This window comes from Phenylobacterium sp., from assembly GCF_031984885.1.
Classification (GTDB): Bacteria; Pseudomonadota; Alphaproteobacteria; order Caulobacterales; family Caulobacteraceae; genus Phenylobacterium.
The window spans coordinates 1-20676 of record NZ_DAMABV010000016.1; the positions used below are offsets into that span (position 1 = coordinate 1).

Below are 20676 nucleotides of genomic sequence, written 5' to 3' on the forward strand. Positions count from 1 at the left end.
CCAGGGAAAACAACTCTCCAATCCCTGGAAAAAACACGACAACATCCCGCTGTAGCCTCGCACCACATCGCGCAATCTTCTCGGAACAAGGCCCGCCATCCCTCGTTGTCGCTCGCAAGACGAAAACGAAAACCAGGGAGAACGACCATGTCCGACCGATGGATGGACGAGCGCGAAGAACTGGAGCGGATGGACCGCGACCGCGGCTACGGACGCTATCGCCGCGAGCGTGACGAGGGTCCGCGCTACGATCGCGGGCTCTACGGCGACCGCAGTTTCCAGCCCCGCCGGCCCGAGCACGTCTTCGGCGAGCGCGAGAGCGGCGTCGACTACACCAGCCCCCGCAATTCCAGCGACTACGCCTATGAGGCGCGCATGGCCCGCCGGGCGCGGCGCGAGTTCGAGGACGATCCCCGGCGTGGGGACTATCGCGACGACGACCGGCCGATCACGCGCGGCGGCGCCTATGCCTACCGGCCCGCGCGCTACCGGGGCGAGCGCTACGGCGAGGATCGCCGACGTGAGGAACACGCCTATCGCGTCGCCTATGGCGAACATCACCCGGACCACGCCGGGCACTATGAGGACGAACCCGATCGTCGCAACTTCTGGGAACGGGCCGGCGATCGCGTCGCCTCGTGGCTGGGCGAAGGCGACCATCGCGGGCGCGGGCCGAGCGGATACAAGCGCACCGACGGGCGCATCAGCGAGGAAGCCCATGATCGCCTGACCGACGATCCCTGGCTCGACGCCAGCGGCGTTTCCATCCAGGTGGAGGGCGGCGAGATCACGCTGTCGGGCACGGTGGCCGAGCGTGAAGCCAAGCATCGCGCCGAGCGGCTGGTCGAGGATCTGGCCGGCGTGACCCACGTCCAGAACAACCTGCGGGTCCGCCGCAACGATCCGATCACCGGATCGGGAACCGGCTTCGGCGACAGCGCCAACGCCGCCCAGGTCAGTTCCGCGACCCGCAAGAACTGACGCTCGCCCCTGGCCCCGTCGCGTACGCGCCCTACATTGACAGGCGTGACGGGGCCTTCATTCCAACCCTGGCTGGATCTCTGGGACCTGGTCCCCGATGGCGAAGCCTTCACCACGCAGTACACGGGAAGCTGGCTGCTGCCCGTGCGCCGGCATGGCCGCGCCGCGATCCTCAAGCTCGCCGCCGCGCCCGAGGAGATCGCCGGCGCCGCGCTGATGGAATGGTGGGACGGGCAGGGCGCCGCCCAGGTCCTGGCGCGCCGGGACGAGGCCCTGCTGCTGGAGCGGGCCGAGGGGCGCCGCTCGCTGGCGGCGATGGCGCGGGGCGACCAGGACGACGCCGCCACCGGCGTCATCTGCGACGCCGTCGCCGTGCTGCACGCGCCGCGATCCACGCCGCCGCCGAGCAGCCTCGTGCCGCTCGACGTCTGGTTCTCGGCCCTGGGGCCGGGGGCGGCCAACCATGGCGGCGTCCTGATCAAGGCCCACGAAGCCGCTCAAGCCTTGCTGGCCGACCCGCGCGACGTGGTCCCGCTGCACGGCGACGTCCATCACGCCAACATCCTCGACTTCGGCCCGCGCGGCTGGCTGGCGATCGATCCCAAGGGCGTGCTGGGCGAGCGCGGCTACGACTACGCCAATCCGTTCTGCAATCCCGACACCGCCACCGCGCTCATGCCCGGCCGCCTGGACCGTTATCTCGACCTGGTGTCGCAGCGCGCAGGCATGGATCCCCGCCGGTTGCTGATGTGGATCCTCGCCTACAGCGGGCTGTCGGCGGCCTGGATCCTCGATGACGGCGATCCTGCGGCCTTCGACAGCTCGATCGCCGAGCTGGCCGCCGCCAGGCTCTACGCCTGAGGCCTCAGCCGCCGAGCCGCCAGCCTACCTCGCGCGCGAAGTCGTTGAAGAACTCGGGCTCATAGGCGCGTTCGGGATCCTTGCGCACCCACTGGTCCAGGACTTGGGCGTCCTCGCCGACCAGGATGCGCCAGCGCTCGGCCTTCACCCCGTCCAGGATCACCTTGGCCGCCGCCGCGGCGGTCATCGGCGCGTCCTCCAGGAAGCTGCGGGCCATCTCGGCGGCCATGGCGCGGATGGCGTCGTCGGGGACCTGGCTGACGTCCATGCCGGAGGCGGCCATGCGCGCGCGGGCCTGGGCCAGGTCTTCGGGGCTCAGGTCGTCGGAGTCGCTGCCGGCCTGCACCTTGCGGGAGTTGGCGACGATCGAGGTGCCGATGTGGCCGGGCATCACCACCGAGCACTTGATGTGCGGCGCGTTGAGCCGCAGGTCGGTGATCAGGGCCTCGGTGAAGCCCTTCACCGCGAACTTCGCGGCCGCATAGGCGGTATGCGAGGTGTTGGGGCCGATGGTCGCCCAGAAGCCGTTGACGCTGGAGGTGTTGACGATGTGGCCCTCGTCGGCGGCCATCAGCATCGGCAGGAAGGTGCGGACCCCCAGATAGATCCCGCCCCAGCAGACGTTGAAGGTCTTCTCCCAGGCGGCGCGGCTGTCGGCGATCATGCTGCCGCCGCCGGCGATGCCGGCGTTGTTGAACAGCAGGTGGATGCGGTCGGTCTCCTGCTGCTCGGCCATCTCGTCGCGGAACGCGATGAGTGCGGCTTCCAGCGAGACGTCGGCGACATGGGTGGTGATCCTGGCGCCCTGCGGCTTGCCGTCGGCCTCGATCAGCCGGACGGTTTCGGCCATGGCCTTGGCCGAGACGTCGCACATGGCGATGTTGCAGCCCTCGGCCGCCAGTTGGCGCGCGAGCTCGCGGCCCATGCCCGTCCCGCCGCCGGTGATGACGGCGGTCTTACCTGCGAAGTCCTTCACGGCGTCGCCTCCCTTGTCTGGTTTGGGACGAGACTAGCGCGCCTTCCGCACGGTCCGCCAAGCGGCTCAGACTTCGACGTAGTAGAGCCGCAGGATGAAGGAGACCTGGTAGGCCAGGTTGGCGATCACGAAGGCGGCGTGGAAGCGCCGGTTGGTCGTGAACATGGCGATCGCGCAGAGCACGACATAGACCGCGCAGCGGAGCGGGTATTCCCAGCCGAGATGGGCCAGGTAGTCGTGGCCCTTGATCGCGGTGTCGACCACGTCGGCGACATAGGTCAGGGCCAGCAGCCCGAAGAACCACTTCCGCCGCGAGATGAAGAAGTCCTCGAAGCCGCCGTAGTCGGCCAGGTCGTCGGGGAACAGCAGGCAGGTCAGGAAGTAGTAGAGGCTCGCATAGGCCAGGACGAAGGCGTAGAGCGCGAACGTCCAGGAAACCCCCGACAGCCGGAACTCCCACCACCAGAAATGAGCCGCGGAGAGCAGGATCGAGACCGCCCAGCCCAGATGGATCGGATAGAGCTTCCGCCGCCCCGGATGCTGGACCATGGCCGAGAAGCCGGCCAGCGAGCGGGTGATCGACAGCCCGATCACCAGGCCGATGATCACCCTCACATGAAGGTAGAAGTCCGCGCCGGTGTGGGCCGGCGTCGCCATCAGGCCGTCGCGGCGGCCAGGGCGGCGTTGTCGCCGCGGTGCAGGGGATCGCGCAGCGGCTCGCCGTTCGCCACGAACTCCAGCGAGACGGAGTTGATGCAGTAGCGCAGGCGGGTCGGCGGCGGGCCGTCGGGGAAGACGTGGCCTTGGTGGCTGTCGCAGCGCGCGCAGCGGGTCTCGATGCGGATCATGCCGTAGCTGACGTCGCGCACGCCGACCACGTGGGCCTCGTCATAGGGCGCGAAGAAGCTGGGCCAGCCGGTGCCGCTTTCGAACTTGGTCCTGGCCTGGAACAGCGGCAGGCCGCAGAGGCGGCAGCAATAGACGCCGTCCTCCTTGTTATCGAGCAGGCCGCCGCAGAACGGGGCCTCGGTGCCGTGGTGCAGCAGGACGTCGGCTTCTTCCTGCGACAGCCCGGCCTCCAGGCTGGCGCGTTCGGCGCCGTCGGGCGCGGTCAGATCAAATCCGGACGGGGAGGCGGCTGGCGTGCTCATGACCTGCAATCTAAGGTCCCTGGGCCGTTCGCGAAAGTGCGTCGCCGGAGGAGGCAGGCATGATCACCAGTACGACCCCCTATGTGGCCGAACGCGAGATCGCGCGCACGGTCGGCGTGGTCAGCGGCGAGGCGATCATCGGGGCCCATATCTTCCGCGACCTGTTCGCCGGGATCACCAACATCATCGGCGGCCGCGCCGGCGGTTACGAGAAGGCGTTGCGCGAGGCCCGCGACATCGCCCTGCGCGAAATGTGCGACGAGGCCGCCAGGCTGGGCGCGGACGCGGTGGTCGGGGTCGATCTCGACTACGAGGCCCTGGGCGCCGACAACGGCATGCTGATGGTCACCGCCGCCGGAACCGCGGTTAAACTGCGCTAGATGCGCTGCGTTGAGTCGCCCGACCGATGAACGGACAGACGGACTGGGGAGCCCTGCTGCTGTCGGCGGACGGACGGGTCGCGCGCGCGCCGTTCCTGATCGCCGCGGCCCTGCTGCTCGGCCTGGCCGCCGTCTATGAGGCCATCGTCGGGGTGACGCTGCACTGGCTGACCGGATGGTTCGTCTATCCGGCCCTGATCTATGCGGGGGCCTGCATACTCTCCAAGCGCCTGCACGACCGCGGCAAGTCGGGCTGGTGGGCGGCGCTGATCCTGTTCGCCCTGGTGGCGGTCTGGCCCCAGCCGGTCGGCTTCTTCGACTTCCTGTTCGGGATCGCCCTGGTCTGGGCCGCGGTCGAGCTGGGCGTCATGGGGAGCGAGATGGGCGCCAACCGCTACGGACCCAACCCGCTGCGGCCGGCGGCGGTGTAATCCGCGCGGTGTCATCAAGTCAGTTGAGCTTTTGCGGCGGGGCGGCGCCTCATTCGTCAAGCCCGGCGCGAATGGGTCCCGGACAAGCCCTGCGGGCTTTCCGGGATGACATGGGAAGCACGCCCGCGACAAACGCGCCAGAGGCGCGCTCCACCCCTCGCACCACGCCATCCACCCGCCACGGCGCCTTCGTGCTCTTCGTGTCCTTCGTGGTCTTGGTGTTTCAAAATCCACCAAGCAGCTTGCGCCAGCCGCCACCGGAGAAAAACAGATGTCATCCCGGTTTGCGAAGCAAGACCGGGACCCATGAACACCTGATGGTGCAATTGGCTGCGCGGCCTCGCCTCATTCGACGAACATGGTGCGAATGGGTCCCGGACAAGCGCTGCGCGCTTTCCGGGATGAGCTAGACCGGCGCCTCGGCGTCCTGGACCTCGCCGAACACGATCCTGAAGCTGGCTTTCAACGCCTCGTCGGCCTCGTCCATGGTCACCGGCAGGCCCAGGTCGACCAGGCTGGTGACGCCGTGCTCGGTCTGGCCGCAGGGCACGATGCCCGAGAAGTGGCCCAGGTCCGGCTCCACGTTCAGCGAAATCCCGTGGAACGACACCCAGCGGCGCAGCTTCACCCCGATGGCGGCGATCTTGTCCTCGCGGGCCGGAAAGCCCGGCGCCTTGCGCTCGACCCACACCCCGACGCGGCCCTCGCGGATCTCGCCTTCGACATTGAACCGGGCGAGGGCGCCGATGACCCAGGCTTCCAGGCTGGCGACGAAGGCCCGGACGTCGCGCCGCCGCTTGGTCAGGTCCAGCATCACATAGGCCACCCGCTGGCCGGGGCCGTGATAGGTGAACTGGCCGCCGCGGCCGCTGGCGAAGACCGGGAAGCGATTCGGATCGAGCAGGTCGCCGTCCTTGGCCGAGACGCCGGCGGTGTAGAGCGGCGGGTGCTCCAGCAGCCAGACAAGCTCGCCGGCGCGGCCCTCGGCGATCGCCGCCGCCCGGGCCTCCATCGCCGCCACGGCCTCGGGGTAGGGGACCTGCCGGCGCGACACCGCCCATTCGGCGGCGGCGGCGTCCTCGCGGCCGAAGATCGGGGCGTCGGCGGATATGTTTAACGAGCGGTCAAGCATGTTGGACCCAATGTGGTGACCGGAGGGGGCGCGTCAAAGCCCCGTTCGCCCTGTGTCTAGTGTTTCAAAGGCTTTGCGTCTTGGGTCAGGTCAACGAGGTTCACGTCGAAATATCGGTCCTGCTGGGCCGGTCGACCCTGCCGATGCAGCAACTTCTGCGCATGGGGCGGGGGGCCGTGATTCCGCTGGACGCCGGCGTGAACGAGGAAGTCTGGATCCTGGCGAACAACCATCCGGTCGCCCGCGGCGAGATTCAGATCAACGAGGACCGCATCTCGATCGCCGTCACGCGTGCGGCAGATGTGTATGACTTCATGGCGGGCGGTCAGTAGGGCTTCACAAAGCTGCGGGGGTTTGCTACCTGCCGCGCCTCACCACGAGCGGTCGTGGCGGAATTGGTAGACGCGCAGCGTTGAGGTCGCTGTGGGGCAACCCGTGGAAGTTCGAGTCTTCTCGACCGCACCAGTGAATCAGGGTCTTCAACAGCGATTGAGCAAATCTTCGTCCGACGCCTAGGGAGGTCAGCATGAGCCGCGAAACGGCCGACCTGTCCGCAGCTAGCGACAAGATTGCTCCAGAGCTGGAAGAAGACCTGGAAGACCTCGCCCTTGGCGAGGACTACGCGCTAAATCCCCAGTTCGTGGCCATGGTGGTGGACGCCGCCGATCGCGGCGACGCCGAGCGTCTGCGCGAGCTGCTGGGGGCGCTGCACCCCGCCGACGTCGCCGACCTGATGGGCTTCCTGTCGGCCGAGTATCGCGACGAGGTGCTGGCCCACCTGGCGCCCGAGGCCCTGGCCGAGATCCTCTCCGAGCTCGACACCGAGATCCGCGAGGAGGTCCTGGAGACCGTCGCCCCGGCCACCCTGGCCAAGGCGCTCGAAGAGCTCGATTCCGACGACGCCGCCGACGTGGTCGACGACCTGGAGGACGACAAGCGCGTCCAGGTCCTGGCCGCCATGCCCGAGACCGAGCGGACCGCGATCGAGTCGTCCCTGGCCTATGAGGACGAGACCGCCGGCCGGATCATGCAGCGCGAAGTCGTCGCCGCGCCCCAGTTCTGGACCGTCGGCCAGACCATCGACCACTTCCGCGAGGAAGCCGACGACCTGCCCGAACTGTTCTTCGACATCTATGTGGTGGACCCCAGCTATAAACCTGTCGGTGCGACGCCGGTCAGCCACCTGTTGCGGGCGCCGCGCAGCACCCCCCTGGCCCAGATCATGGAGCCCGTCACCGAGATCCCGGTCGGCATGGACCAGGAAGAGGTCGCCTACATCTTCGACAAGTACCACCTGATCTCCGCGCCGGTGGTGGAGCCGGGCGGGCGGCTGGTGGGGCAGATCACCGTCGACGACATCGTCGGGGTCATCCAGGAGGAGAGCGAGGAGGACATCCTCGCCCTGGCCGGGGTGTCCGACGCGGGCCGGAACGCCGACGTGCTGGACATAATTCGCGCGCGTCTTCCGTGGCTTGCGCTGAACACCGTGACCGCCGCCCTGGCCGCCAGCGTCATCCGCGCCTTCGAGGGCGAGATCGCCAAGCTGGTCACCCTGGCGGTGCTGATGCCCATCGTCGCCTCGCTGGGCGGCAACGCCGGCACCCAGGCCCTGGCCGTCGCCGTGCGCGCCCTGGCCAGCAAGGAACTGTCCGAGGTGAACGCCTATCGTACGGTTTTCCGGGAGATGGCCGTGGGCCTGGCCAACGGCGCCGCCCTGGCCGCCGTCACCGGCGGGGTGATCTACTTCCTGTTCCGAGACGTGATGCTGAGCGTCACGTTTGGACTCGCACTTATCATCAACCTGTTCGTCGCCTCGCTGGCCGGCGTGCTGGCGCCGCTGTTCCTGGAGCGCATGGGGCGGGACCCGGCGGTTTCATCCTCAGTTTTCGTCACTTTCGCCACGGATTTCACAGGTTTCTTCGCCTTCCTTGGCCTGGCGGCGGTGATCCTGCTGTAAGCGGCCTCTATCTTGCCCGCTAACCCCTGGGCGCGTGCGCCCATGTGTCAGGATGGGTCAATCAGGCCATGAAACCGCGTTATCAGGTGTCGAGATCGGCGATCGAGCTGATCAAGCGCTTCGAAGGCTATCGCCGGAAGTCCGCCCAGTTGGCCGATGGCCGCTGGACGATCGGCCATGGCCACACCCTGACGGCGCGCGAGGGCGCGGAAGTCTCGGAACAGGACGCCGAGGCGCTGCTGCTCTACGACCTGATCGGGATATCGCATTCGATCAACGAGTGGGTCTTCACCCCGCTCAACCAGAACCAGTTCGACGCGCTCGCGGCCTTCGCCTTCAATATCGGGCTGGAGAATTTCCGCCGCTCCTCCGTCCTGCGCCGCCTGAACGAGGGCAGCCTGATCCAGGCCGCCTGCGCCATGGAGCTGTGGCGCAAGGCCGAGTTCGAGGGCGAGAAGATCGTGGTCGACGCCCTGGTCCGCCGGCGCTCGGCGGAAAAGACGCTGTTCCTGACGCCGGTGGGCGGCTGGATCCCGGCGCCGTCGCCGGTCCTGCAGCCGAACATCGACCTGGACGCCACGGGCGTCGTGCCGCGCCAGACCCCGACCGCGCTCAACGCGCCGATGGAGGGGCCCCAGGCGCGCGTCGAACGCGACGAAGTCCATCAGGAGCGTCCGACCCCCGTCCAGGACGACGACGCCCAGAGCCCTGCGGCCGCGGCCGCGGCCTCGGTCTCCTCGCGCCTCTCCAGCATCTTCAGCGAACCGATCCGCCAGAGCCCGGTGGTCGAGCCGGGGCCCCGGCTGGTGGTCGAGGAGCCCGGGCCGGTGATGGCCGCGTTCCCGCAGCCGGCCGCGGAGCCGGCCTTCGTCCTGACCCCGCCGACGGAGGAGGAGTTCGCCCAGCCCGAGACCTTCGAGCCGCCGAAGCTGGAGCTGGTGGCCGCCAACGAATCCGAGCCGAACCTGTTCGAGGAGCCGGCGGTCGACACCGCGCCGGAGGTTGTGGCCGAACTGGAGCCGGCGCCGGTCGAAGCCGCGCCTGAAGCGCCGCTGGAGCTCGCCGAGCCGAAGAGGCCGGCCCTGCTGCCCGCCTTCGGCCTGGCGGGCGCGGGCGCGGCGCTGTTCGGCGGCTGCCTGTTCTGGGCGATCAACATGCCGCCGCCGCAGGGCGAGGGCGGGATGAATCCCGGCACGATCGTCTGGCTGGCGGGGATCGCCGGCGTCGGCCTGATCGGCGTGGCGGTCTACATGATCCTGGACCGCCTGGGACGTCCGGACATCGAGCATGTCGAGGCGACGCTCGAACGCGACGAATAGCCACGGGGCCGTTTCTCGGTCGGCCCGACGCGTGCTAACCAAGCTGTATGAAACACCTCGTCGCCATCGCAGCGACCGCGAGCGCCCTGGCGCTCAGCGGTTGCGCCAGCCTGTACGGGCCAAGTTGCCCGGCCGGGCAGGAGCCGATGCGCACGGCCCAGTTGTTCTTCGGACAGAACATCGGCGGCAAGCCGGGCGTTTCCGAGGCCGATTTCCGCAAGTTCCTGGACGAGGAGCTTACGCCGCGCTTCCCCGGCGGCCTGACCGTCCTGGACGGCGGCGGCCAATGGAAGGGCGATGAGAACAAGCTCATCCGCGAGGCCTCCAAGGTGGTGGTCCTAGTGCTGCCCAACGGCCTGGACGCCAACCTCAAGCTGAACGCCGCGCGCAAGGCCTACAAGGCGCGCTTCAACCAGGAGTCCGTGCTTCTGGTGACCCAGCCGGCCTGCGTCGACTTCTAGGCCGGCAGGCTGTCGGCGAGGGCGCGCAGCGCCTGTCCGGTTTCCGCGTCGGCCGGGAAGAAGGTCTCCAGCGTCAGTTCCGAGAGCGTGACGTCGACGGGCGTGCCGAATACCGTCGTGGTGCTGAAGAACGACAGCAGCCCCGCGGCCGTCTGCAGGCGGAACGGGATCGCCACGCCGCCGAATTCGTCCGAGGGCCGGCGCGGCGGCTGGCCGCCGGGGATCGGATAGGCCTTGAGCTCGGTCAGCAGCTCGGAAAGCCGCGGATCGGCGGTCAGCTCGACCTCGCGGCGCAGACGCTCCAGCAGGTGCGCGCGCCACTCGTGCAGATTGGCGATGCGGGGCGCCAGGCCCTTGGGGTGCAGGGTCAGCCGCAGCACGTTCATCGGCGCGGCCAGCAACTCGGGATCCACGTCGGCCATCAGCGGCGGGATCATCCGGTTGGCGCTGACCAGGTTCCAGCCGCGATCCACGACCAGGGCGGGGTAGGGCTCGTGCCCGGTGAGGATGACCTCCACGGCCTTGCGTGCCGAGACGAGGGCCGGATCGTCCAGCGCGCGTTGCGGAAAGACGGGCGCATAGCCCGCCGCGACCAGGATGGTGTTCCGCTCGCGCAGCGGGATCTCCAGGTGCTCGGCCAGGCGCAGCACCATGTCCCGGCTCGGCTGGGCGCGGCCGGTTTCAAGGAAGCTGAGGTGGCGGGTGGAGATCTCGGCGTCGAGCGCCAGGTCGAGCTGGCTGAGACGGCGGCGCTGGCGCCATTGCTTGAGGTGGTCGCCCACCGCTGTTGCTGTCGCGATCATGGGGCGAGCCTAGCGGCGAGGCCGCGCCCGCTCCATGACCTTGCAGGTAATGGCCTGAGCAAGCGGTAGCCCAGATAGACAAAGGGCCGGCTCCCTTTCGAGAACCGGCCCTTCCATTGTCGGACCGCAGTGCGGCCCGCAACTCGGCGCTTACTTGGAGACCTCGTAAGCGGCGACCCGGGTCGCGGCTTCCACACTCGGATGAGGACAATGAGACACTGGGTCACCTCCTTTCAGCTGTTGAACAGGAATTTCAATATGGGACCGATTTGGCGGTTCGCAAACCCCTGATCGCGTTTTAGATCGGCGAGACGGATTCGGGCTCGGACGCCTCGTGGCGGCTGGGCCGGCGACGGAATTCGGTGACCGGCTTGGGCAGCTTGTCCAGCGCCTCGAGGGTGGCGCGGTAGCCGGCTTCGACCGCCGGCTCATAGGCGGACCAGTCGCGGATCTCGACGCCGGTCAGGTCGGGGGTGATCAGCACGTCGGTCGCCTCGCGCGCCGCGGCGAGGTCGCGGCCGGTGGAGACCGTCGCCGCCCGCATCAGCAGCGAGACGATGGGCGGGCCCTTGCGCCATTGCCCCGAGCGGATCCAGCGCCAGACGGACTCCGGGCGCGCGACGTCGTCGGCGGTGATCGAACGGCCGCGGCTGACGTCGACGCCGACGATGGGGCCGAGCTGCGAGAGGCGCATGATGTCGGCGGGGAAGTTCTTCATCACCGCCCCGTCGACCAGCACGTTGTTGTCATCGGTCGTGGCCGGGGGCAGGACGCCGGGCAGGGAGATGCTGGCCCGCAGGGCGTCGCGCAGCAGCCCGCTCTTGTGGAGCTGATAGGCCCCGGTGGTGAGGTTGGACGAGACGCAGAAGAACGGCAGCCAGAGGTCGGCGATCTGGATGTCGCCGAAGTGCTTGGCCAGGCGGTCGCGCACCTTCTCGCCGCGGGTCATGGCCAGCAGCGGCAGGGCGATGTCGTCCAGCGGGCTGGTGTTGACGAAGGCGTCGCGGATGCGTTCGTCCATCTCCTCGCTGCTCCAGCCGACCGCCAGTCCGGCGCCGACGATCGCGCCCATGGAGACCCCGCCGACGAAGTCGATGGGCACGCCGCGTTCCCGCAGGGCGTTGATCGCGCCGACGTGGGCGTAGGCGCGCGCGCCGCCGCCCGACAGCACCAGTCCCACGGACTGGCCGGTCAGCAGCCTGGCCATGCGCTGGACGTCGTCGGCGTTGTCGCGCCGGACGTGGAAGAGCCGCGCCGGCTGCAGGGCGTCCACCCAGGCCTGCGACCCGCGCGGAGCCTTGCGCGCGGGGGGCTGGACCAGGATCAGGTCGACCAAGCCCTGGGCCTGCAGGGGTTCGGTATGGGCGAGCCCTTCCGGCGGCGGCGCGGCGTCTCCGCGTGCGACCCGAAACAGGCGGTCGACCTGGCGCCCGACCACCTGGCGCCATCCGATGTCCTCGACCTCGGCGGCGTAGAGCACGAAGTCGTAGTCCCGCTCCACCTCGGAGAACCATTCGGTCGGGGCGTGCTGGGCTTCGCTGCCGACGACGGTGACGGAATAGCCGATCTTGCCGATCTCGCGCCCGATCTTGTCGACCAGCGGCCGAACGGGGCCGGCGGCTCCCGTCGCCACGAAGCCGAAGACCGAAGGTTCGCCGATCGAGGTCTTGGTGGCGGCCTGGCGGCTGCGCAGGATCATCAGGCGGGCCAGTTCGGTCATCACAGAGGCGTCGGTCTCCGCCGCCTCGAAGAAGCTGTCGCGAGGCAGGGCGAAGATCTCGGAATCGCGCAGGGCCACGACCGTCCCGCTGTGGGGCGCGCCGGTGATCAGCGACATCTCGCCGGCCGGTTCGCCGGGCCGGATCACGCCCAGGAACTGCGGCTCGCCGTTCTCTTCCTTGCGGAACGCGCCCAGCCGGCCGGCGCGCAGGAAATAGAGGTGGTCGGCCGGCTCTCCGGCCTGGAACAGGGTCGCGCCGCCCGGCAGCGAAAACCAGGTCGCCTCGCCATGGCCGCGCTCTTCGTAGAAGAGGCGGGCCAACGCCGAGTCGCTGGGAATATCAGGCAGGCTGACCACGGGACGAGCCTAGCTTGCGTCGCCCCGGGGAGCTATGGCTTGGCCTGATCCAAAGTTCCGGTCCAGCGTTCTTGAAAGGTCCAGGAGACCGCAATCATGACCAATCCCATCGCCGACCCGCTGGTCGAAATCACCGACACCGATGCTGAGTCCCGGCTGGTGGACATCGACGCGACTCTGGAGGGCGTGGCGACGGTCACCCTCAATCGTGCGTTCCGCCGAAACGCCTTCAACGCCGAGCTGATCGCGGCCCTGCACGAGGCGTTCGAGACCCTCCAGGGGGCCGAGGGGGTGCGGGTGGTCTTCCTGCGCGGCGCCGGCGGGACCTTCAGCGCCGGGGCGGATCTGGACTGGATGCGCGAGGCCATCGACCGCACCGAGGCGGACAATCGCGACGACGCCATGCAACTCGCCCGCATGCTCAAGAGCCTGTGGGACATCCCGGCCCTGACGGTCGCCCTGGTCGAGGGCGGCGCCTTCGGCGGCGGGGCCGGACTGGCGGCCGCCTGCGACCTGGCCGTGGCCACCGCCGATGCCAAGTTCAGCTTCTCGGAGGTGCGACTGGGCCTGATCGCCGCCACCATCAGCCCCTACGTCGTCGGCGCGATCGGTCCGCGCCAGGCCAGGGCGCTGTTCGCCACCGGCAAGGTGTTCGACGCCGCGCATGCCGAGAAGATCGGCCTGGTGAGCGAGATCGTCGCCGACACCGCGGCCCTGGAGGCCGCGCGCGACCGCATCGGCGCCGAGATGATGGCCTGCGCGCCGGAAGCGGTGGCGGAGTCCAAGAAGCTGGTCGAGGACGTCGCCTATCGCCCGGTCGACGAGGTGATGGAGGAGACCGCCCGGCGCATCGCCCGCATCCGCGTCAGTCCCGAGGGCCAGGAAGGGGTTCGCGCCTTCCTCGAGAAGCGCAAGCCGTACTGGTTGGGCTGATGGCTCTGCACATGATCAAGCTGGTGGTGGGGCTGGACACCATCGAGGACCTCGTCGCCTGGCGGGCCGCCGAGGCGGGGCCGTGGGTGATGCACACCCGCCAGACGCCCAAGCGCGCGGCCGAACTGCTCGACGGCGGCTCGCTCTATCGCGTGTTCAAGGGCGTGATCATGTGCCGCCAGAGGATCCTGGCGGTCGACACCGTCGGCGAGGGCGTCACCGCCCGCTGCGAAGTCACGGTGGACCCGCAGATCGTGCGCGTCGCGCCGACGCCCCGGCGGGCGTTCCAGGGCTGGCGCTATCTGGAGGCCAAGGACGCGCCGCCGGATCTCGCGGGCGGCGTCGACGGCGACATCCCGTCCGACCTGGCCCGGCAACTCCGCGAGGCGGGGGCCTGGTAGCGGCTGGGCCGGAGGTCTCCCTGGCGTTCAGACCGCCATGTTGTCGATCAGGCGGGTCTTGCCGATCATCGCCGCGGCCAGGATCCGGGCCGGAACGGTCAGCGGGCCAGGGCCGGGATGGCTGAGGTCGTCGGCGTTGCGCACCTCGAAATAGTCGATGCGCTGGAAGCCGGCGCGCTCCAGGGCCGCGAGGCCGGTCGCCTCGACGCGCTCGACGCTCTCGCCGGCCTGCAGGCGGCGCACGGCGTCGGCCAGGGCGAGGTTCATCCGGCCGGCCACCTTCCGTTCGGCCGCCGTCAGATAGGCGTTGCGCGAGGAGCGGGCGAGGCCGTCCTCCAGCCGCGAGGTCGGGGCGCCGACGATCTCGACCGGGATGTCCAGGTCGCGGACCAGCCGCTTGATCACCTGGAGCTGCTGGTAGTCCTTCTCGCCGAAGACGGCGACATCGGGTCCGCATTGCAGGAGCAGCTTGGCGACGATCGTCGCCACCCCGGCGAAGTGGCCGGGCCGCGCCGCGCCGTCCAGCGGTTCGGAGACCCCGGTCACGGTGATCGTGGTCGAGAACCCGGGCGGGTACATCTCGGCGACCGTCGGCGCGAACAGCAGGTCGCAGCCGGCTCCCGCCAGCAGGTCGGCGTCGCGGCCCTCTCCGCGCGGATAGGCGTCGAAGTCCTCGTTCGGCCCGAACTGGGTGGGGTTGACGAAAACGCTGGCGACCACGCGCTCGGCCTTGGTCCTGGCCAGGGCGACCAGCGACAGGTGCCCCTCGTGCAGCGCGCCCATGGTGGGGACCAGCGCCACCCGCTCGCCGGCGCCTTTCCAGGCCGCGACCTGGGCGCGGAGGTTGGCGACGGTGCGGACGATGGCGATCTGAGGCATGATGAACTCGTAGGGCAGGGTGTGGGGCTTATGGCGCGGTCGGCGCCTGGCGTCCATTCCATCCACAGCCCTTGCAGCGCCTTACGTTGACGCGGCGTCGTGGTGAAGGTTCCTGTTAACCAATAGAATCGGTGCGAAGCCGCCGAATCGGTTGTGGAGTTAAGGATCGATGTCACAAGCCAAGGTGATCGTCGTCGGGAACGAGAAGGGCGGGGCTGGAAAGTCCACGATCGCCATCCACCTGGCGACCGCCCTGCTGCATGCCGGAGCCAAGGTCGCGACCCTGGATCTGGACGTGCGCCAGCAGTCGATGGCGCACTTCTTCGCCCATCGGCGGGCCTGGCTGGACGCCAACGGCGCGGTGGCGCCGGTTCCGGCCGAGTTCCTGCTGGGCCCTGAACTGGCCAAGGCGGCCGACGCCGAAGCCCTGGCCCATTTCGAGGATGCGTTCGGCAAGGCGGCCGAGCAGGCCGACTTCGTGCTGATCGACACGCCTGGCAGCGACACGGCCATCGGCCGCGCGGCGCACGGCCTGGCCGACCTGATCGTCACGCCGATGAACGACAGCTTCGTCGATTTCGATATGCTGGGGGTGGTCGACCCGGTGAGCCTGGAGCTCAAGCGTCCCAGCCTCTATTCGGAAACCGTGTGGAACAGCCGCAAGGCGCGGGCCGTCGCCACCGGCAAGTCGATCGACTGGGTGGTGCTGCGCAACCGCCTGGCCCCGACCGAGGCGCGCAACCGCAAGCGCCTGGACGAGCGGGTCCAGGCGCTCTCGCGCCGGGTGGGCTTCCGCGTCGGGCCTGGCCTGCGCGACCGGGTGATCTATCGCGAGCTGTTCCCGTTCGGCCTGACCATCGCCGACCTGTCGCCGACCATCCGGCCGGTGGCCATGTCGCTGCAGCACGTGGCCGCGCGCCAGGAGCTGCGGGCGCTGATGGGATCGCTGGGTCTGTCGGGACTGGCTGGCGAAGAGCTGCTGGCGGCGCAATAGTCGCCATCCCATGATCTATTTCGCCCTCGGCTGTGCAGCCTTGCTGCTGCTCGTCTGGCTCGGCCGCGGCAAGCCGATGCTGAAGCGTCGCGAGTGGCGGTTCATCGCCGGCGTCTTTGCGATCGCCTGCTTCGCGGCGGCGGCCTATGTCGGCGTGCGCGGCGGCTGGGGCAAGTCCATCGTGCTGGTGGTGCTGGGCCTGTGGCTGGCGGTGTCGACGCGGCGGACCGGGATGGTCCCGCCGCCGTCCGGCGGCCGCATCAGCGACAGCGAGGCCCGCTCCATCCTGGGGGTCGGGCCGCAGGCCACCGAGGCGGAGATCCGCGAGGCCTACGGCCGCCTGATGCGCATGGCCCACCCCGACAAGGGCGGGACCAGCGGCCTGGCCGCGCAGCTCAACGCGGCCAGGGATCGTCTGCTCAAGAAGTAGTCGTCAGGTCGGGCGAACGACCATGCAGGCCAGGCGCTTGGCCTTCAGGGCCTGGCAGGCGTCCTTGGCCGAGGCCTCGGTGTAGCCGGAGAAGCGGGCCCGGTACGAACCGCCGACCTTCGCGCCGACGTCGCCGTTGGCGGCGTTGAAGTGCTTGCCGAAGCGCTTGCTGACCAGGGCCAGTTGCTCCTTGGCGTCGGCCTTGGTCTTGAACGCGCCGACCTGGACCGACCACTTGCCGCCCTTGCCGGCCGCGCTCTTCGAGGGCTCGACGATCTTGGTGCGCGAGGCGGCGGGCGAGGGCGTGGCCGAGGCCAGGACGATCTTCAGGCCGTCCTGCTCGTTGTCGCCCTGTTCGATGGAGGGGCGCACGATCGGGCCGGTGGGCTCGGGCTCGAACAGGTTCTGGGCGACGGTGATGTTCTCGCCGCGTTCGCGGCGGGCCATGACGTCGAAGCCGGTGAGGATCAGGTCCTCGGCGTTGTTGTTGCGGATGGCGGTGGACGGGGCGCCCAGGACCACGGTGATCAGGCGGCGATTGTCGCGCACCGCCGAGACCGCGATGTTGTAGCCCGAGGCGTTGGTGTAGCCGGTCTTCAGCCCGTCCACGCCCGGCATGCGTCCCAGCAGGCCGTTGTGGTTGCGCATGGTCACGCCGCGGAAGGTGAAGCTCTGCTGGCTGAACAGCTTGTAGTACTGCGGGTAGTCGCGCATCACCGCGCGCGACAGGATGGCGATGTCGCGGGCCGTGGAGATCTGGCGGCTGTCGGGCAGGCCCGAGGCGTTGACGAAGCGGGTGTTGCGCATGCCGAGCTCCTCGGCGCGCAGGGTCATCATCGCGGCGAAGCGGGATTCCGATCCGCCGAGCTTCTCGGCCAGGGCGACGGCGATGTCGTTGGCCGACTTGATGGCCAGGGCCTGCATCGCCTGTTCCACGGTCAGCGATTCGCCGGGGCGCAGGCCGAGCTTGGTCGGGGCCTGGGCGGCGGCGCGGGGCGAGATCACCACCGGGTCGTCCAACTGGATGCGGCCCGCGGCCAGCGCCTCGAACGCCAGGTACAGGGTCATGACTTTTGTGATCGAGGCGGGATACCGAGGGCTGTCCGCGCGTTTGGCGTACATCACCTCGCCGGTCTTCGCGTCGACCACGACGGCCGCGTACTTGGGCTGGCTGGCGGGAAGCTGAAGGTAGGGAACCTGGGCCTGCGCGGTCGAGGCCACCGGCGCGACGGCTGTCGCGGCGGCGAGAACAAGGGACGCGATCAGGCGGCGGGCGCGCTCAAACATGCGGATCGTCCGTCGATACAAAGGGTTAAGCGGCCCCCCGGGGCCACTCTGGATGAGTCCTACCATGCCAGCCGGCGCCTTGCGCGATGGTAAACAGGACTTGAACGAGCCCATTTGTCGCGGCTTTTGCGATCAACTGTTGCGTGAACGGCGGGGCCGCCCGGGGATTGGCCGACTTATTGTGCACTGCACAAAAACCGCTTGACTGCTGCACTGCAACATGAGACATCAGGGGCGAGTTCAAGGCAAGTCCCCGTCCAAGTTTGCGTCGCGGTAGACCACCGCCCCAATCCCGACCCCAGGAGCCCGCCCATGGCCGCCGCCGAGACCGTTAAGAACACCGTCGAGCAGTTCACCACCGCCGGCAACGTCGCCTTCAAGGACGCTGTCGAAAAGTCGCTCGCTCAACTGAACGAGATGAACACCCATTCGAAGAAGAACCTGGAAGCCGTCATCGCCTCGGTGACCGCCTCGACCAAGGGCGCCGAAGCCCTGGGCGCCCAGGCCATGGCCTATTCCAAGAAGGCCGTGGAAAACCACGTCGCCGCCGCCAAGTCGCTCTCGGGCGCCAAGTCGGTGCAGGAAGTGATCGAGCTTCAGACCACCTACGCCAAGTCGGCCCTCGACGCCTACATCGCCGAAGTTTCGAAGATGTCGGACATCGTGTCGTCGTCGGTGAAGGACGCGGTCAAGCCGCTCAACGAGCGCGTCACCGCCGCCGTCGAGCGCCTGCAGGCCGCTCGCTAAAGACTCCCAGTCGCCCCGCTCGCGCGGGGTGTCTTCCCGGAAAAGGCCCGCGCCACGCCAGGCGCGGGCCTTTTCTCTTTTCGGGGTTGAGGCGCGGCGGTAGACCTTCGGCATGTCACAGGTCGAAGAACGTCTGTCCGCACTCGGCATCACCCTGCCGCAGCCCAACCCGCCGGTCGCCAACTACGTGCCCTTCGTCAGGGCGGGCGATCTGGTCCACATTTCGGGGCAGGTTTCGGTGGACGCCGGCGGCGGCGTGCGCGGCACGGTCGGCGTGGACGTCGACCTGGAGACCGCCAAGGCCGCGGCGCGGCTCTGCGGCGTCAACCTCATCGCCCAGATGAAGGCCGCCTGCGACGGCGACCTGGAGCGCGTCGTGCGGGTCGTGAAGCTGGGCGGCTTCGTCCAGGCCGGCCCGGATTTCCTCGAGATCCCGCAAGTGGTGAACGGCGCCTCGGACCTGATGGTCGGCGCCTTCGGCGACGCCGGCAAGCACGCCCGCTCGGCGGTCGGGGTCTATCGCCTGCCGATGGGTTTCGCGGTCGAGGTCGACGCCGTGGTGCAGGTGCGGTGAGCAACCCCTTCGGCGAGGCCTGGGACCTTCTGTTCCACCCGCCGGTGGCGCATCGCGGGCTATGGAGCCGGGGCGGCGCGCCGGAGAATTCGCTGGCGGCGTTCCAGGCCGCCTGCGAGGCCGGATATGGCGTCGAACTGGACGTCCACCTGTCGTCCGACGGCGAGGCGATGGTCTTCCATGACGAGGACCTGAAGCGCATGACCGGCGTCGAGGGCAAGCTGCGCGAGCGCACCGCCGCCGACCTCGCCGAACTCAGCCTGGCCGGGACGGACGAGAAGATCCCGACCCTGCGCGAGACCCTGGCCCTGATCGGCCGCCGCGCCATGGTCCACATCGAGCTGAAGACGCCGTATGGCGAGGTGGGGCCGCTGGAGCAGCGGGTGCACGAACTGCTGATCGACCATGCCGGCCCGACCTGCGTGATCGGCTTCAATCCCTATTCGCACGCCTGGTTCGCCGATCGGTTCCCCGGGGTGCTGCGGGGCCTGGACAGCTACGACTACAAGCACGCGCCGAACATGAACGAGGCGCAGCGCGAATCCTTCGCGCGGCTGGAGCACGTCGCCCTCGCGCGGCCGCACTTCCTGGCGCTGCACATCGGCATGCTGCCGAACGAGCGCGTGACGAAGTTCCGCGAGGAGGGGATGCCGGTCGTCGCCTGGACGGTCCGCGATCCTGGCCAGTGGGATGCGGTGAAGGATCATTGCGACAACCTGATCTTCGAGGGCTTTGAGGCGTGAAGCTTAAGCCGGCGGTGCAGATCAGCCGCCGTATCGCAGACGTGGGACGCCAGGCGTGGGACGCGTGCGCGGGGCATCCCGATCACCGCGGCAACCCCTTTGTTTCGTTCGACTTCCTCGATATCGCCGAGGCGGCCGGCTGCGCGGTGGAGCGGACCGGCTGGGGACCGCAGCACCTCTCCGTCGAGGACGAGGCCGGCCAGGTGGCGGCGGTCATGCCGCTGTACCTGAAGTCCCATAGCCAGGGGGAATACGTCTTCGACCACGCCTGGGCCGACGCCTACGAGCGGGCAGGGGGGCGTTACTATCCGAAGCTGATCTCGGCCTCGCCGTTCTCGCCGGTGACGGGGCCGCGCCTGCTGGTGCGGCCGGGCGTCGATCCGGACGAGGCCCGCCGCATCCTGCTGGGCGGCGCGCTGGCGGTGTGCGAGCGCTACGACGCCTCGTCGCTGCACGTGAACTTCCCGGTCGAGGACGAATGGGCCTGGATGGGCGAGCAGGGCCTCTCGCTGCGCCAGGGCCAGCAGTACCATTGGGTGAACCAGGGCTACGCCACGTTCGAGGATTTCCTGGCGGCGCTGTCGTCCGGCCGCCGCAAGACCATCCGCCGCGAGCGCCGCGACGCCCAGGCCGAGGTCGAGATCTTCGCCTTCACCGGCGCGGAGATCACCGAGGACCACTGGGACGCGTTCTTCGCCTTCTATATGGACACCGGCTCGCGCAAGTGGGGCCGCCCCTACCTGAACCGCCTGTTCTTCTCGCTGCTGGGCGAGCGGATGGCCGACAGGGTGCTGCTGGTGATGGCGCAGCGCCACGGCCGGTGGATCGCCGGCGCGCTGAACCTGATCGGCGACGACTGCCTCTACGGCCGCAACTGGGGCTGCGTCGAGGACGTGCCCTTCCTGCATTTCGAGCTCTGCTACTACCAGGCGATCGAATGGGCGATCGGCCGGGGCCTGGCGCGGGTCGAGGCCGGCGCCCAGGGCCAGCACAAGATCGCCCGCGGCTACCTGCCGGCCCCGGTCTATTCGGCCCACTTCATCGCCGATCCGCGCCTGCGCGCGCCGGTGGAGGACTTCCTGCAAAGGGAGCGTGAGGCCGTCAACGGCGAGATGGAGTGGCTGGCCGAGGAGTATTCGCCCTTCCGCCAGGGCTGAGC

The 20676-nt window shown here is 69.0% G+C and carries 24 protein-coding genes and 1 tRNA gene; 17 read left to right on the forward strand and 8 right to left on the reverse strand.

From position 1 onward, the window contains the following. The first annotated feature begins 147 nt into the window (after positions 1-147). Positions 148-981 (forward strand): BON domain-containing protein, encoded by an 834-nt coding sequence (locus RTL41_RS17965; RefSeq protein WP_312166440.1) that lies wholly within the window; start codon positions 148-150, stop codon positions 979-981. Between the two features lie 45 nt (positions 982-1026). Then, the gene (locus RTL41_RS17970) at positions 1027-1842 is read left to right on the forward strand and encodes an aminoglycoside phosphotransferase family protein (protein ID WP_312166441.1); all 816 of its coding nucleotides are present in this window, start codon (positions 1027-1029) and stop codon (positions 1840-1842) included. 4 nt (positions 1843-1846) lie between these two features. On the opposite strand, the gene RTL41_RS17975 is transcribed toward RTL41_RS17970, so the two are convergent. From RTL41_RS17975 to msrB, 3 genes are all read right to left on the reverse strand, one after another. Next, complete coding sequence (locus RTL41_RS17975; protein WP_312166442.1) at positions 1847-2818, reverse strand: SDR family NAD(P)-dependent oxidoreductase; 972 nt, start codon at positions 2816-2818, stop codon at positions 1847-1849. A 66-nt stretch (positions 2819-2884) separates the two neighbouring features. Then, a complete protein-coding gene (locus RTL41_RS17980; protein WP_312166443.1) occupies positions 2885-3475 on the reverse strand; it encodes a hypothetical protein in 591 nt (196 codons plus the stop codon). Further along, the gene (gene msrB, locus RTL41_RS17985) at positions 3475-3969 is read right to left on the reverse strand and encodes a peptide-methionine (R)-S-oxide reductase MsrB (protein WP_312166444.1); all 495 of its coding nucleotides are present in this window, start codon (positions 3967-3969) and stop codon (positions 3475-3477) included. The genes RTL41_RS17980 and msrB overlap by 1 nt, the downstream gene beginning before the upstream one ends. Positions 3970-4028: 59 nt before the next feature. Here msrB and RTL41_RS17990 point away from each other — a divergent pair, with 59 nt between their 5' ends. Further along, positions 4029-4349 (forward strand): heavy metal-binding domain-containing protein, encoded by a 321-nt coding sequence (locus RTL41_RS17990; protein ID WP_312166445.1) that lies wholly within the window; start codon positions 4029-4031, stop codon positions 4347-4349. Positions 4350-4375: 26 nt separating this feature from the next. Then, a complete protein-coding gene (locus RTL41_RS17995; protein WP_312166446.1) occupies positions 4376-4780 on the forward strand; it encodes a DUF805 domain-containing protein in 405 nt (134 codons plus the stop codon). Between the two features lie 406 nt (positions 4781-5186). On the opposite strand, the gene lipB is transcribed toward RTL41_RS17995, so the two are convergent. Next, the gene (gene lipB / locus RTL41_RS18000; RefSeq protein WP_312166447.1) at positions 5187-5912 is read right to left on the reverse strand and encodes a lipoyl(octanoyl) transferase LipB; all 726 of its coding nucleotides are present in this window, start codon (positions 5910-5912) and stop codon (positions 5187-5189) included. A 50-nt stretch (positions 5913-5962) separates the two neighbouring features. Here lipB and RTL41_RS18005 point away from each other — a divergent pair, with 50 nt between their 5' ends. From RTL41_RS18005 to RTL41_RS18025, 5 genes are all read left to right on the forward strand, one after another. Further along, positions 5963-6244: a FliM/FliN family flagellar motor switch protein gene (locus RTL41_RS18005; protein ID WP_235528742.1), complete on the forward strand. Its 282-nt coding sequence runs from the start codon at positions 5963-5965 to the stop codon at positions 6242-6244. Between the two features lie 48 nt (positions 6245-6292). Next, a tRNA-Leu gene (locus RTL41_RS18010) sits at positions 6293-6377 on the forward strand. A gap of 61 nt (positions 6378-6438) precedes the next feature. Continuing rightward, on the forward strand, positions 6439-7869 hold the full coding sequence (mgtE, locus tag RTL41_RS18015) for a magnesium transporter (RefSeq protein ID WP_312166448.1): 1431 nt from the start codon (positions 6439-6441) through the stop codon (positions 7867-7869). Positions 7870-7937: 68 nt separating this feature from the next. Beyond that, a complete protein-coding gene (locus RTL41_RS18020) occupies positions 7938-9188 on the forward strand; it encodes a glycoside hydrolase family protein (RefSeq protein WP_312166449.1) in 1251 nt (416 codons plus the stop codon). Between the two features lie 47 nt (positions 9189-9235). Then, complete coding sequence (locus RTL41_RS18025) at positions 9236-9649, forward strand: DUF3574 domain-containing protein (protein ID WP_312166450.1); 414 nt, start codon at positions 9236-9238, stop codon at positions 9647-9649. Here RTL41_RS18025 and RTL41_RS18030 read toward each other — a convergent pair. Both RTL41_RS18030 and RTL41_RS18035 read right to left on the reverse strand, forming a co-directional pair. Beyond that, positions 9646-10452, reverse strand: a complete 807-nt coding sequence (locus tag RTL41_RS18030; protein WP_312166451.1) for a helix-turn-helix transcriptional regulator — start codon at positions 10450-10452, stop codon at positions 9646-9648. The two genes, RTL41_RS18025 and RTL41_RS18030, sit on opposite strands and share 4 nt — an antisense overlap. A gap of 298 nt (positions 10453-10750) precedes the next feature. Then, entirely contained in the window at positions 10751-12529 is a 1779-nt protein-coding gene (locus RTL41_RS18035) for a patatin-like phospholipase family protein (protein WP_312166452.1), read from the reverse strand. Positions 12530-12625: 96 nt separating this feature from the next. Between RTL41_RS18035 and RTL41_RS18040 the strand changes: the two genes are divergently transcribed. Continuing rightward, a complete protein-coding gene (locus tag RTL41_RS18040) occupies positions 12626-13462 on the forward strand; it encodes an enoyl-CoA hydratase-related protein (protein WP_312166453.1) in 837 nt (278 codons plus the stop codon). Beyond that, positions 13462-13863: a DUF1489 family protein gene (locus tag RTL41_RS18045; RefSeq protein WP_312166454.1), complete on the forward strand. Its 402-nt coding sequence runs from the start codon at positions 13462-13464 to the stop codon at positions 13861-13863. The genes RTL41_RS18040 and RTL41_RS18045 overlap by 1 nt, the downstream gene beginning before the upstream one ends. Positions 13864-13890: 27 nt before the next feature. Here the strand turns inward: RTL41_RS18045 and panC are convergent, their stop codons facing one another. After that, positions 13891-14799, reverse strand: a complete 909-nt coding sequence (gene panC, locus RTL41_RS18050) for a pantoate--beta-alanine ligase (protein WP_409418350.1) — start codon at positions 14797-14799, stop codon at positions 13891-13893. Positions 14800-14911: 112 nt separating this feature from the next. On the opposite strand from panC, the gene RTL41_RS18055 reads away from it, so the two are divergent. Both RTL41_RS18055 and RTL41_RS18060 read left to right on the forward strand, forming a co-directional pair. Beyond that, positions 14912-15736, forward strand: coding sequence for a division plane positioning ATPase MipZ (locus RTL41_RS18055; protein WP_312166458.1), 825 nt, complete (start codon positions 14912-14914; stop codon positions 15734-15736). 10 nt (positions 15737-15746) lie between these two features. Further along, positions 15747-16166, forward strand: coding sequence for a DnaJ domain-containing protein (locus RTL41_RS18060; protein ID WP_312166459.1), 420 nt, complete (start codon positions 15747-15749; stop codon positions 16164-16166). Between the two features lie 3 nt (positions 16167-16169). Here RTL41_RS18060 and RTL41_RS18065 read toward each other — a convergent pair whose 3' ends face one another. Beyond that, a complete protein-coding gene (locus tag RTL41_RS18065; protein ID WP_312166460.1) occupies positions 16170-17453 on the reverse strand; it encodes a serine hydrolase in 1284 nt (427 codons plus the stop codon). Positions 17454-17765: 312 nt separating this feature from the next. On the opposite strand from RTL41_RS18065, the gene RTL41_RS18070 reads away from it, so the two are divergent. The 4 genes from RTL41_RS18070 to RTL41_RS18085 all read left to right on the forward strand — a co-directional run bounded on the left by RTL41_RS18070 (position 17766) and on the right by RTL41_RS18085 (position 20674). Continuing rightward, complete coding sequence (locus RTL41_RS18070; RefSeq protein ID WP_312166461.1) at positions 17766-18200, forward strand: TIGR01841 family phasin; 435 nt, start codon at positions 17766-17768, stop codon at positions 18198-18200. A gap of 112 nt (positions 18201-18312) precedes the next feature. Then, complete coding sequence (locus tag RTL41_RS18075; RefSeq protein WP_312166463.1) at positions 18313-18774, forward strand: RidA family protein; 462 nt, start codon at positions 18313-18315, stop codon at positions 18772-18774. After that, on the forward strand, positions 18771-19517 hold the full coding sequence (locus tag RTL41_RS18080) for a glycerophosphodiester phosphodiesterase (protein ID WP_312166464.1): 747 nt from the start codon (positions 18771-18773) through the stop codon (positions 19515-19517). Before RTL41_RS18075 ends, RTL41_RS18080 begins: the two co-directional genes overlap by 4 nt. Further along, positions 19514-20674: a GNAT family N-acetyltransferase gene (locus tag RTL41_RS18085; RefSeq protein WP_312166466.1), complete on the forward strand. Its 1161-nt coding sequence runs from the start codon at positions 19514-19516 to the stop codon at positions 20672-20674. Before RTL41_RS18080 ends, RTL41_RS18085 begins: the two co-directional genes overlap by 4 nt. Positions 20675-20676: the final 2 nt, after the last annotated feature.